Source organism: Pseudomonas fluorescens (assembly GCF_902497855.1).
Classification (GTDB): Bacteria; Pseudomonadota; Gammaproteobacteria; order Pseudomonadales; family Pseudomonadaceae; genus Aquipseudomonas; species Aquipseudomonas fluorescens_BI.
This window is the reverse complement of sequence record NZ_CABVHU010000019.1, coordinates 52603-65323: the sequence shown is the minus strand read 5'-3', so window position 1 is coordinate 65323 and position 12721 is coordinate 52603. Positions and strand designations below refer to the sequence as shown.

Sequence of the window (12721 nt, the reverse complement as noted above, 5' to 3'; positions counted from 1 at the left end):
TGGGAATGCAGCCCGCGACGCTCTGCGTCGCATTGTGAACAGCGGACGCGGAGCGTCCAGAGATGCATTCCCACGCGGAGCGTGGGAATGCTCTTGAGAGGTGAAACATGTACAACTGGATCGACGCCCTCGCCGACCTGCAATCAAAGGGTGAACCCTGCGTGCTGGTGACCATTATCGAAGAGCTTGGCTCGACGCCGCGCAATGCCGGCTCGAAGATGGTCATCGGCGCCACCCAGGCCTTCGACACTATCGGTGGCGGGCATTTGGAATACAAAGCCATGCAGATCGGCCGCGAGATGCTGGCCAGCGGCAAGCAGGACACCCATCTGGAACGCTTCAGCCTCGGCGCCAGCCTCGGCCAGTGCTGTGGCGGCGTGACCGTGTTGCTGTTCGAACCGATGGGCCAGGTCCAGGCACAGATCGCCGTGTTCGGCGCCGGGCATGTCGGTCGCGCGTTGGTGCCGCTGCTCGCCAGCCTGCCTTGCCGGGTGCGCTGGATCGACTCGCGGGAAGCGGAATTTCCGGACCAGATCCCCCACGGCGTGCGCAAAATCGTCGCCGAAGAACCGGTGGATGAAATCGACGACCTGCCCGCCGGCAGCTACTGCATCGTCATGACCCACAACCACCAGCTCGACCTCGAACTCACCGCCGCGATCCTCAAGCGCAACGACTTCGCCTACTTCGGCCTGATCGGTTCGAAGACCAAACGGGTGAAGTTCGAACACCGCCTGCGTGAACGGGGCTTCGACAACGCCGTGCTGCAACGCATGCGCTGCCCCATGGGTATCGGCGAAGTCAAAGGCAAATTGCCTGTGGAAATCGCCGTCTCCATCGCCGGCGAGATCATCGCCACCTATAACGCCGATTTCGGCCAGCACACGGCCAGCGCCGGATCCTCGATTGCCAAGCTGCTGCCTGCTTCACGCCGCAGTCAGGCCCCGAACCTGAAAGCGTCAAACTGATAAGCCTCATAAATAGAGAATGACCATGCCTCTGACTCGCAAAGCCTACCGTGCCGCCATTCTGCACAGCGTCGCCGATCCCGCCGAAGTGGGGATCGAAGCCTCCTATGAGTATTTTGAAGACGGTCTGCTGGTGATCGATAACGGCAAGATCAGTGCCCTGGGTCACGCCAGCGAACTGCTGCCGACCCTGCCGGCCGATATCGAGATCACCCATTACCAGGATACGCTGATCACCCCCGGCTTTATCGACACCCACATCCACCTGCCGCAAACCGGCATGGTTGGCGCCTACGGCGAGCAACTGCTGGACTGGCTCAACACCTACACCTTCCCCTGCGAAAGCCAGTTCGCCGACAAGGCCCACGCCGATGAAGTCGCGGACATTTTCATCAAGGAACTGCTGCGCAACGGCACCACCACCGCGCTGGTGTTCGGCAGCGTGCATCCGCAATCGGTGAACTCGTTCTTCGAGGCCGCCGAACAACTGGACCTGCGGATGATCGCCGGCAAGGTGATGATGGATCGCAACGCACCGGACTACCTGACCGACACCGCCGAATCCAGCTATGTGGAAAGCAAGGCGCTGATCGAACGCTGGCACGGCAAAGGTCGCCTGCACTATGCGGTCACCCCGCGATTCGCCCCGACCAGCACCCCGGAGCAACTGACCCTGGCCGGCCAGTTGCTGAGTGAATACCCGGATCTGTACATGCAGACCCACATCAGCGAAAACCTCAAGGAAGTCGAGTGGGTCAAGGCGCTGTTCCCGGAACGCAAGGGCTACCTGGACGTATACGATCACTACCAACTGCTGGGTGAGCGCTCGGTGTTCGCCCACGGCGTGCACCTGTGCGACGACGAGTGCGCCCGCCTGGCCGAAACCGGCTCGGCCATCGCCTTCTGCCCGACCTCGAACTTCTTCCTCGGCAGCGGCCTGTTCAACCTGCCGATGGCCGAGAAGCACAAGCTCAATGTCGGTCTGGGCACGGATGTCGGCGGCGGCACCAGTTTCTCGCTGCTGCAAACGTTGAACGAAGCGTACAAGGTCATGCAGATGCAAGGGGCGCGGTTGAGCCCGTTCAAATCGCTGTACCTGGCCACCCTCGGTGGGGCGCGTGCGCTGCGCCTGGAAGACAAGATCGGCACCCTGCAACCGGGCACCGACGCCGACTTCCTGGTGCTGGACTACAACGCCACGCCGTTGCTGAGCTATCGCTTGAAGCAGGCCACCAACATTGCCGAGACCTTGTTTGTGTTGATGACGCTGGGGGATGACCGGACGGTTCTGCAGACTTATGCGGCGGGGAATCAGGTGCATCAGCGTTAAGGATTTCCGGGCATAAAAAATCCCCCGCAATCGTTGGATTCCGGGGGATTTGATCGTTCCCACGCTCCGCGTGGGAACGCAGCCCGGGACGCTCCGCGTCCCAGCCGAAGCGGACGCGGAGCGTCCATTGAGGCATTCCCACGCGGAGCGTGGGAACGATCTGTACTCGGTCTGACTTAGAGCTTGGCTATAGGCCGCCCCGGTTTTTTGGTCTGCAACAAATGCGAGAACACCGCATGCAGGTCATCCGACGCACTCTCCTCGTCAAGGTTGAGCTTGCTGTCGATGTGATTCATGTGATGCATCATCAAATCCACCGCCAGCTCAGCGTTGCGTGCTTCGATGGCATTGATCAACTGGGTGTGTTCGTCGTAGGAGCAGTGGGAACGGTTGCCGCTTTCATACTGGGCGATGATCAGCGACGTCTGCGACACCAGGCTGCGCTGGAAGCTGATCAAGGGGGCATTCTTGGCCGCTTCGGCCAACTTCAGATGGAATTCGCCCGACAGACGGATACCGGCACCCCGATCGCCACGGGAGAAGCTGTCGCGTTCGTCGTCGACCATCTGTCGCAATTCGGCGATCTGCTCGGCAGTGGCGTGCTGCACAGCCAGTTCAGTGATCGCACGCTCCACCAGACGCCGGGCCAGGAACACCTGACGGGCTTCTTCCACACTCGGGCTGGCAACGACTGCACCACGGTTCGGACGCAGCAGCACGACGCCTTCATGGGCCAGGCGCGACAGCGCACGGCGGATGATGGTGCGACTGACCCCGAAAATTTCCCCCAGCGCTTCTTCGCTCAACTTGGTGCCGGGCGCCAGACGCTGTTCGAGGATGGCCTCGAAGATATGCGCGTAGACAATATCGTCCTGGGTACCGCTGCGGCCGGCTTTGCCTGCGCGCGGTTGTTTCTTTAGGGGCTGCAACTGTTCGTTCATGGGCACTCGAATCGGGAGAACGGCGGCGAATTGACCGTGACTGTAATACGGCACAGTGGGTCACTGGCAAGTATCGCTTAAAAAACACTGCGATTGTACACAATGACCGGTGGCAACACGACTGTATGGCTGTTTGTCGCCTCTGCTGTATTGCAACGGTCCATTACGTTTGAGTTTAGGCTTGATCGCAGAATCCGCCGCGTAGGCGATCCCCTGTAGGAGCGAGGCTTGCCCGCGAAGCAGACGGTGCGGTTTATCAGTTGAATCGCATTATCGTTCTTCGCGGGCAAGCCTCGCTCCTACAGAGGATTGCGGTGTTGCGGATATATTCGTACGTATAAGGAACACCGCTGTCATGACCGACGCCACGCACACGCAGCTCCGCCCTCTGGCCGATACCTCCCCCTCGGCCATCGTCGCCGGCTTCATCGCGATGATGACCGGCTACACCAGTTCCCTGGTGCTGATGTTCCAGGCCGGGCAAGCGGCGGGCCTGAGCAGCGGGCAGATTTCGTCGTGGATCTGGGCGATCTCGATCGGCATGGCGGTGTGCTCGATCGGCCTGTCGCTGCGTTATCGCACGCCCATCACCATCGCCTGGTCGACTCCCGGCGCGGCCTTGCTGATCACCAGCCTGGGCGGCGTGAGCTACGGCGAAGCCATCGGTGCCTACATCACTTGCGCGGTGTTGGTGACGGCCTGCGGGTTGACCGGCAGTTTCGAGCGCCTGGTGAAAAAGATCCCGGCTTCCTTGGCCGCGGCCTTGCTGGCCGGGATTCTGTTCAAGATCGGCAGCGAAATCTTTGTCGCCGCGCAACACCGCACCGCGCTGGTGCTGGGGATGTTTTTCACTTATCTGCTGGTCAAGCGCCTGTCCCCGCGTTATGCGGTGCTGGCGGCATTGCTGATCGGCACGGCGCTGTCGGGCTTGATGGGGTTGCTGGATTTCAGCGGTTTCCATCTGGAACTGGCGACGCCGGTCTGGACCACGCCGCACTTCTCCCTGGCCGCGACCATCAGCATCGGCATCCCGCTGTTCGTGGTGGCGATGACGTCGCAGAACATGCCGGGCATCGCCGTATTGCGCGCCGACGGTTACACCGTGCCGGCCTCGCCATTGATCACCACCACCGGCATTGCCTCGTTGCTGCTGGCACCCTTCGGCTCCCACGGGATCAACCTGGCGGCCATCAGCGCAGCGATCTGCACCGGGCCCCATGCCCATGAGGATCGCCACAAGCGTTACACGGCAGCTGTCTGGTGCGGGATTTTCTACGGCATCGCGGGGGTGTTCGGCGCGACGTTGGCGGCACTGTTTGCCGCATTGCCTAAAGAGCTGGTGCTGTCGATTGCCGCGCTGGCGCTGTTCGGTTCGATCATCAATGGCTTGAGCATTGCCATGGCGCAAGTGCAGGAACGGGAGGCAGCGCTGATCACCTTCATGGTCACGGCGTCGGGCTTGACACTGTTTTCCATCGGGTCGGCATTCTGGGGGATTGTGGCGGGGGTGTTGACGTTGGTGATTCTGAATTGGCGTAAGGCCTGAGGGCCCCGAAGGCATTCCCGAGATCGACATCGCAGGCCAAGCCAAGCGCCTACAAAAAGCAGGCATAAAAAAACGGCGACCCGAGGGTCGCCGTTTTTCATGACATCAAGCTACCGGATTGATCGGCTTTTCCGGGTACCAGACGTCGATCAGCGGGCTGACGGTCGCTTCCGTCAGTTCGCTGCGGCCCTTGAGCCAGGCTTCAACAGCGGCACGCTGCTCTTCGGAAACCGAGCCACGCTTCTGCAGGCAAACCAGACCGAAGTCGTCGCCGCCAACATAGCCCAGACCGTTGGCTTCCATGGCTTCTTTGAGGAATGCGTCGAGGAAAGCATCAATGGCTTCATCAGCCAAATCTTCTTTGAAATCCAGGTTCAGCTCGAAACCCAGCTCTTGAAATTCATCGACGCACAGTTTTTTGCGCAGACGCTGGGAACGGTTAGTCGCCATTGGAACAATCCTCATAAGTAATAACGGGCGGCACTTTAGCAGTTTAAGCCGCCGATTGCCCGTCTCTCGGCGGCGCCACGCCTACCGTCGGTAAAAAATAGCGATTTGCAAGCCAGGGCACGGCACAAGCCGCTACACCTTGGGGCATAATGCCGACACTTTTATGACCACTGAGGGAATTCATTTTCATGCCCTCGTCTTTTTCCCCGCGGCTGTAGGGTTTTATTGCACATGATCAAGTCTTTGCGCCCATTGTTGCTGGCCGGTTTACTGTTTCCCCTGGCCTTTTCTGTTTCCGCCGCTGCGATCAACACCGGCCTGTCACCTAATGTCGAAAAGGCCATCAAGGCCAGCAAAATGCCGAACAGCGCCCTGTCGCTGGTGATGATCCCGCTCAACGGCCCTGGCACCCCGACCATTTACAACGCTGACGTCTCGGTCAATCCGGCCTCGACCATGAAACTGGTCACCACTTACGCGGCCCTGGAAATGCTCGGCCCGAACCATCAGTGGAAAACCGAGTTCTACACCGATGGCACCCTCAGCGGCGGCATCCTCAACGGCAACCTCTACCTCAAGGGTGGTGGCGACCCCAAGCTGAACATGGAAAAACTCTGGTTGCTGATGCGCGACCTGCGCGCCAACGGTGTGACGCAAGTCACCGGCGACCTGGTGCTGGACCGCAACTTCTTCATGCAGCCGCAACTGCCCGAGTTCAACGACGACGGCAATGACGACAACAAGCCGTTCCTGGTCAAGCCCGACTCGCTGCTGGTCAACCTCAAGGCCCTGCGTTTTGTCGCGCGCAACGACAATGGCCGGGTGCTGGTCTCGGTGGAGCCGCCGATCGCCAGCATTCGCATCGACAACCAGGTCAAGGCGATCAATTCCAAGCAATGCACCGGGGGCGTACGGTACAACCCGGTCACCCAGGCCGACGGCAGCGTGACCGTGACCGTCGGCGGCCAGCTGGGCGAAGGCTGCAGTTCCCAGACTTACCTGTCGCTGCTCGACCACGCGACCTACACCGCCGGTGCGGTACGGGCGATCTGGAAAGAGTTGGGTGGCAGCATCCAGGGCAAGGATGTGCTGGCGGCAACGCCGAAAAACGCCAAGGTCCTGGCCCGCGCCTTCTCGCCGGATCTGGCGGAAATCATCCGCGACATCAACAAATACAGTAACAACACCATGGCCCAGCAGCTGTTCCTGAGCCTGGGCCAGAAATTCCGCACCGACGCCGACGGTGACGACGCCAAGGCTGCCCAACGTGTCGTGCGTCAGTGGCTGGCAAGGAAAGGCATCACCGCGCCGCACCTGGTGATGGAGAACGGCTCCGGCCTGTCCCGTGCAGAACGTGTAAGCGCCCGGGAAATGGCGGCAATGTTGCAAGCCGCATGGCGCAGCCCGTATTCCGCCGAGTTCATCAGTTCGATGCCGATTGCCGGCACCGACGGCACGATGCGCAAACGCCTGAAGACCACCGCAATGCGCGGTGAGGCCCACGTCAAGACCGGCACACTGAACACGGTACGGGCGATCTCCGGCTACAGCCGCGACATCAATGGCAACACCTGGGCGGTGGTGGCGATCCTCAACGACAAGGCACCGTTTGGCGCATCCTCGGTGCTGGACCAGGTGCTGCTGGACCTGTATCGCCAGCCGAAATTGCCGGAAACGGCTTCGGTGTTGTAACAGACACCACAGATTCCCTGTAGGAGCGAGGCTTGCCCGCGAAACAGACGGCGCGGTTTATCAGTTGAACCGCATTATCGTTCTTCGCGGGCAAGCCTCGCTCCTACAGGGGGATATGCGTACAGCCTTAATCCATCTCGCTTTCAACCCGATCCCGCCCCGCCTGTTTCGCCGCATAAACCCCGGAATCCGCCCGCAGCAGCAACTCATCCGCCCCCTCCCCGACCCGCCAGCTGGCAATACCGAAACTCGCGGTGACGATCCCGACGTCGTCGATCGGCGAGTTGCGCAGCCCTTGCCACAACTCCAGCGCCAACACATGGGCCTGTGAGCCGTCGATACCGGGGCAGAGCACCATGAACTCCTCGCCACCCAGGCGACAGAACACGTCCGAGCGGCGCAGCCGATGGCCGATGCGCTCGCAGACCGCCTGCAACACCCGATCGCCCACCGCGTGACCATGCTGGTCATTGATGCGCTTGAAATGGTCGATATCGAGCATGATCACCGACAATTCGCCGCCACCGCGCTCGACCCGGGCCATTTCGGTGGTCAGCCGTTCCTGGAAATAGCGGCGATTGTGGATCCCGGTCAGGGAGTCCGTGACCGACAGCGCCCGCAGCTCTTCCTCGACCCGTTTCAGGTCGGTGATGTCCGAGATGTAGCCATGCCAGAGCACACCGCCGCCGGGCAGCTCCTCCGGGGTCGCCTCGCCACGGACCCAGCGCAGGCCGCGCACGGGCAATTGCACGCGGTACTCTTCGCGCCACGGGCTGAGGCTGTCTGCCGACTCCCGGATCGAGGCGCGGACCCGGGTCGTATCCTGGGGATGAATCCGGGTGAACATCGTTTCGGCATTGAGCAACAATACCTCGGGCTCCAGCTCATAGATCTCACGGATACCGTCGCTGGCGTAAATCACACTGAAGCGCCCGTCGAACTCCATCTTGATCTGGTAGATGCCGCCGGGCACATGGGCGCTGAGTTTCTTCAGCAACAGATCCCGGGCCGCCAAGGCCTCGTGGACCCGTTTGCGCTCGGTGATGTCGATGCAGATCGCCAAGTGGCCGACCCACAGGCCCTGCTCGTCAAGTACCGGGGTGGCCAGCATGTTCACCGTCAGATGGCTGCCATCGCTGCGCAGCAGGGTCCACTCCCGCGCTTCGTGACCGCCCTCTTCACCGCCCTCGACCAACATCGCCTGGCAGGTTGGAATCGGCTTGCCATAACGCGCGCTCAACTCCGCCGAGCGCGCCATGAGTTCCCGGGGCAGGTGCAGGTTTTCCAGGGTCATATGGCCCACCGCTTGCGCGCTGGTGTAGCCGAGCATTTGCTCCGCACCGGCGTTGAACGTGCTGATGATGCCCCGCAGGTCGGTGGCGATGATCGCTACCTGCGTCGCGGCATCCAGCACGCCGCGCAACTGGCCATGGGTGCCGCGCAGTTCATGTTCACGGGCGCGCAACTCATGGGTGCGCTGTTCGACCAGTTTCAACGCCCGCTGACGCTGACTGACCAGCACGTAAAGCAAGGCACTGAGCAACACACTGAGCAAACCGCCCAGCACCACCAGGCTCGTCACCGAAGAATGGTTGGCGTCCAGAAAAGCCTCGCTGGGCAGTATGTCGACTTGATAGTCGCGGTCGGCCATTCGCAGCAACCGGCTCGCCGACAATTCGCTGGCAGCAGGCTTATTGACGGACTCGAACAGCACTTCGTGCTGATCGTCTGTGGATAAGTCGAGGATACGCACCGAGAGATAATCACGGTCCGCCTCGGGCAACCCGTCTGCCAGCAACTGGTGCATGCTGATGACCGCCATCACATAGCCGTAGGGTTTGCCTGCCGCCGCGCCCGGACTGTTGCGCGACATCACCGGCATCAACAGCAGCACACCGCGCGCATAGGCCGGTTCGATATTGATCAGGTGCAGCGGCGGCGACACCGCCATGCCACCCGACGCGTCCGCGCGCTCAAGTGTGGCGCGACGCGAAGGTTGGGCCAGCAAGTCATAGCCCAGTGGCGAGCCGAGTGTGCTTCGGGTCTGATTGAAGAGTACCGGCACGTACTCATCCCGTTCGGCCGCCAGTTGCAGTTGACCGTTGTCCAGCACTTCGCGGATGGTGAAATCAGGCAGCCCTTCTTCGCGCACCTGGCGCTCGAACGCCGGCCGTTCGGCACGGCTCACCCGCCGAGCGAACGAGTACGCCTGGGTTCGATGAAGCAAAGGTTGGGTGTAACCGTCGAATTCCTCGCGGGACACCGAGTTGGAATTGGCAAAGAACCGGCGCACGCCATCGAGGCGCTGCTCCTGATCTTCGAAGCGTTCTTCGATACGGCTGTAACGTTCGCTGGCCAGCAGTTGGAAACGTTGCCGCAATTGTTGGTGAAACAGATTCAGCGTCGACCAGGCCAGCAACCCCGTGAGAATCCCGCCGACGAGCAACACCAGCAGCGCGACCAGCCAGGCCGAGACGTCTTCACTGATAAACCCCAGGATCTTTGGGCGCACGGCGTTCAACGACATAGACGCAACTCAGGACGCCAGGTGCGGGAAAGCGCTTTGGCTACCTTGAGTTATAGCTATTAGCCACTAATTTCACCAGTATTGCAGGAAACCAAGAGCCCTTTAAAAATCAAGGCTCTGTGGATCCAACTTTTTAAAGCGTCAACGAGCCGTTATTTTCCAGGCGCGATGGATCTTGCCATTACGGGCGAAATCCGGATCAATGGTCTGGGCAGTGATTTCCTCGACCGCGTAACGCTCGGTGAGGTTCTCCTCCAGGGTGAACTTGCGGAAGTTGTTGGAGAAGTACAACACCCCGCCCGGTGCCAGCCGCGCCATGGCCAGGTCGATCAGTTGCACCTGGTCCCGTTGCACATCGAAGATGCCTTCCATGCGCTTGGAGTTGGAGAAGGTCGGCGGGTCGATGAAGATCAGGTCGTACTCGTCACGGCAGGCGTCGAGCCAGACCATCACGTCGCCCTGCTCCAGCCGGTTCTTGTCGGAGAAGCCATTGAGCGACAGGTTGCGCCGCGCCCAGTCCAGGTAAGTTTTCGACAAGTCGACGCTGGTGGTGCTGCGCGCACCGCCCTTGGCCGCATGGACGCTGGCGGTCGCGGTGTAGCAATACAGGTTGAGGAAACGCTTGCCGGCCGCCTCTTTCTGGATTCGCATGCGCATCGGCCGGTGATCAAGGAACAGCCCAGTGTCGAGGTAGTCGGTGAGGTTGACCAGCAGCTTCACGCCGCCTTCGTTGACCTCGACAAACTTGCCCTGGGCCGCCTGGCGCTCGTACTGCTTGGTGCCGCTCTGGCGCTCGCGACGCTTGACCACCACGCGGCTCTTGTCGATGTTCAACGCCTGGGGAATGGCCGCCAGGGCATCGAACATGCGCGCCGAGGCTTTTTCCGGATCGATGGATTTCGGTGCGGCGTATTCCTGGACGTGGACCCAATCCTGATACAGGTCGATGGCCATGGAGTATTCCGGCATGTCGGCGTCATACACGCGATAGCAGTCGATGCCTTCACGCTTGACCCACTTGCCCAGGGCCTTGAGATTCTTTTGCAGGCGATTGGCGAACATCTGCCCGCCTTCGCTCAGGCGCGGCTGCTCGACCACCACCGGCGCCGGTTTGATCGGGTTGCCGTTCTTGTTGTACTTCTCGTACTTGCCCGGCACCACATCGTTGTCGGCGACTTCGACTTCAGCTTGAGCTTGTTCGCGCTCGACCTGACGCTGTTCCGGGGTGCGCCGCTCACCGGTGACGAACTGGTCTGGCGTGACCTTGATCAGCAGCAATTTGCACGGCAAGGCGCCGTTCCAGAATGAATACTGTTTGTGGCTGCGAATGCCCATGCGCTTGCCCAGGTCCGGGGCGCCGGTGAAGACTGCGGCTTCCCAGTTCAGGCAGGCCTGACGCAAACGTTCGCCGAGGTTCTGGTACAGGTAGAGCAGGCTCGCCTCGTCACCCAGGCGTTCGCCGTACGGCGGGTTGCAGATCACCAGGCCTTTCTGGTTCTGGTCCGGACGCGGTTCGAAGGTACCGACCTCGCCCTGGTAGATCTTGATCCACTCGCTCAGGCCGGCGCGCTCGACGTTGTTGCGGCCCGGTTGAATCAGGCGCGGGTCGGCTTCATAGCCACGAATCCACAGCGGTGGCCTGGCCAGGCCGGCCGCGCAACGCTCGGTGGCTTCTTCGTGAAGTTTTTTCCACAGCGCTGGCACGTGACCGAGCCAGGCCGTAAAGCCCCACTGTTCGCGACGCAGGTTCGGTGCCATATCGGCAGCGATCATCGCTGCTTCCACCAGGAAGGTACCGACACCGCACATCGGGTCGGCCAGGGCGCCGCCTTCGGCAGCAATCCGTGGCCAGCCGGCACGGATCAGGATCGCCGCCGCGAGGTTTTCCTTCAGCGGTGCCGCCCCCTGCTGCAAGCGATAGCCGCGCTGGTGCAGGCTGTGGCCGGAAAGGTCGAGGGAGAGAATCGCTTCGCCGCGATCCAGGCGCAGGTGAATGCGCAGGTCCGGGTTGAGCTTGTCGATGGATGGACGGTCGCCCTGTGGGGTACGCAGTTTGTCGACGATGGCGTCCTTGACCTTCAGGGCGCCGAAGTGGGTGTTGTCGATCCCCGAGCCGTGACCGCTGAACTCGACGGCCAGGGTGCCGTCGTTGAGCATGTGGTCTTGCCACTCGATATCGAGCACACCGTGGTAGAGGTCTTCGGCATCCTTCATCGGGAAACGCTTGAGCACCAGCAGCACCCGGTTCGCCAGACGCGACCACAGGCACAGGCGATAGGCGGTTTCCATGGTGGCCATGCCGCGCACGGCAGAGGTGTGCTCACGCGCTTCTTCAAGGCCAAGCCCGACGGCTTCCTCGATAAGCAGGCCTTCAAGGCCTTTGGGGCAAGTGAGGAAGAGTTCGAAACGATCGGACATGGGAATTCCAGAACCTTTAGCTGAGTGGACCGGCAACGCATTGCCGGCCCGGTTTTCAATCAGGCGCTTTTCTAAAAGAGCGCCCGCGTGGCACGAAGGTGTGCCGTCCCACCCCTGCTGCTCCCGTCAAAAGAGCTTAGATGCACAGGTAGATAAAAAAGTTGAAGCAACAAAATGTCATAAATCGACCCTTCGTCGAATAATGCCCGGCGTAACGCGAGGTATTCTCAGCAAAGGATTAATCCCATCATCTAGCGCAGGGCTGATCATACCGGGGTTTGGTCCAACAACGGCGGACAAACATCGTGTTACTTATCGCTTTACCATCTTTATCGTTACGTCCTTATGACAAAACGATCATTCCCTCGATGTGACGCATTGGTTAGAACTCAATACAGGTTGACGTCGCAACGGCGTCAACACCTTGGCTCGCGACGCCGGCAGCGAGCCCCAACGGCAGGAATTTTTCTGCCAGACCTCAATTGAGGTCGACGCGATACCTACAGTCAACAAGTGAGGGCAACACCCTATGAGAAGACTTAAGCGTGATCCGTTGGAAAGAGCATTTTTGCGCGGATATCAATATGGCGTTGGTGGCAAATCCCGTGAGCTTTGCCCATTTACTCTACCGTCGGTACGCCAAGCCTGGATTAACGGCTGGCGAGAAGGACGCGGCGACAACTGGGACGGTATGACCGGCACTGCGGGAATCCACAGACTCAACGAACTTCACGCCGTCGGCTAACACAGGGCACAACACTCCGACACGACAATCTGAATACGTAACGACTTACCACGCACGCCCCATCCGGGCGGCGGGCTCCGGCCCAAGGGCTCCCTCGAGGAGCC

At 60.8% G+C, this 12721-nt stretch carries 9 protein-coding genes; 5 read left to right on the top strand and 4 right to left on the bottom strand.

What is annotated here, in order from left to right; translation table 11 throughout:
- Nucleotides 1-107 precede the first annotated feature (107 nt).
- Together xdhC and guaD are read left to right on the top strand one after the other, a co-directional pair.
- Nucleotides 108-968, top strand: a complete 861-nt coding sequence (gene xdhC, locus F8N96_RS28990) for a xanthine dehydrogenase accessory protein XdhC (RefSeq protein WP_150800703.1) — start codon at nt 108-110, stop codon at nt 966-968.
- A gap of 25 nt (nt 969-993) precedes the next feature.
- Nucleotides 994-2298: a guanine deaminase gene (guaD, locus tag F8N96_RS28985; protein WP_150800702.1), complete on the top strand. Its 1305-nt coding sequence runs from the start codon at nt 994-996 to the stop codon at nt 2296-2298.
- Nucleotides 2299-2474: 176 nt separating this feature from the next.
- On the opposite strand, the gene F8N96_RS28980 is transcribed toward guaD, so the two are convergent.
- Complete coding sequence (locus F8N96_RS28980) at nt 2475-3239, bottom strand: GntR family transcriptional regulator (RefSeq protein ID WP_150800701.1); 765 nt, start codon at nt 3237-3239, stop codon at nt 2475-2477.
- 355 nt (nt 3240-3594) lie between these two features.
- Here F8N96_RS28980 and F8N96_RS28970 point away from each other — a divergent pair, with 355 nt between their 5' ends.
- Nucleotides 3595-4785, top strand: a complete 1191-nt coding sequence (locus tag F8N96_RS28970) for a benzoate/H(+) symporter BenE family transporter (RefSeq protein WP_150800699.1) — start codon at nt 3595-3597, stop codon at nt 4783-4785.
- Between the two features lie 105 nt (nt 4786-4890).
- Here F8N96_RS28970 and F8N96_RS28965 read toward each other — a convergent pair whose 3' ends face one another.
- Entirely contained in the window at nt 4891-5235 is a 345-nt protein-coding gene (locus F8N96_RS28965; RefSeq protein WP_007896965.1) for a YggL family protein, read from the bottom strand.
- Nucleotides 5236-5466: 231 nt separating this feature from the next.
- Between F8N96_RS28965 and dacB the strand changes: the two genes are divergently transcribed.
- Nucleotides 5467-6927, top strand: coding sequence for a D-alanyl-D-alanine carboxypeptidase/D-alanyl-D-alanine-endopeptidase (dacB, locus tag F8N96_RS28960; RefSeq protein WP_150800698.1), 1461 nt, complete (start codon nt 5467-5469; stop codon nt 6925-6927).
- A gap of 127 nt (nt 6928-7054) precedes the next feature.
- On the opposite strand, the gene F8N96_RS28955 is transcribed toward dacB, so the two are convergent.
- Nucleotides 7055-9454, bottom strand: coding sequence for a diguanylate cyclase (locus tag F8N96_RS28955; protein WP_150800697.1), 2400 nt, complete (start codon nt 9452-9454; stop codon nt 7055-7057).
- 141 nt (nt 9455-9595) lie between these two features.
- Nucleotides 9596-11872, bottom strand: a complete 2277-nt coding sequence (rlmKL, locus tag F8N96_RS28950) for a bifunctional 23S rRNA (guanine(2069)-N(7))-methyltransferase RlmK/23S rRNA (guanine(2445)-N(2))-methyltransferase RlmL (protein ID WP_150800696.1) — start codon at nt 11870-11872, stop codon at nt 9596-9598.
- A gap of 529 nt (nt 11873-12401) precedes the next feature.
- On the opposite strand from rlmKL, the gene rmf reads away from it, so the two are divergent.
- A complete protein-coding gene (gene rmf / locus F8N96_RS28945; RefSeq protein ID WP_003223300.1) occupies nt 12402-12617 on the top strand; it encodes a ribosome modulation factor in 216 nt (71 codons plus the stop codon).
- Nucleotides 12618-12721 lie beyond the last annotated feature (104 nt).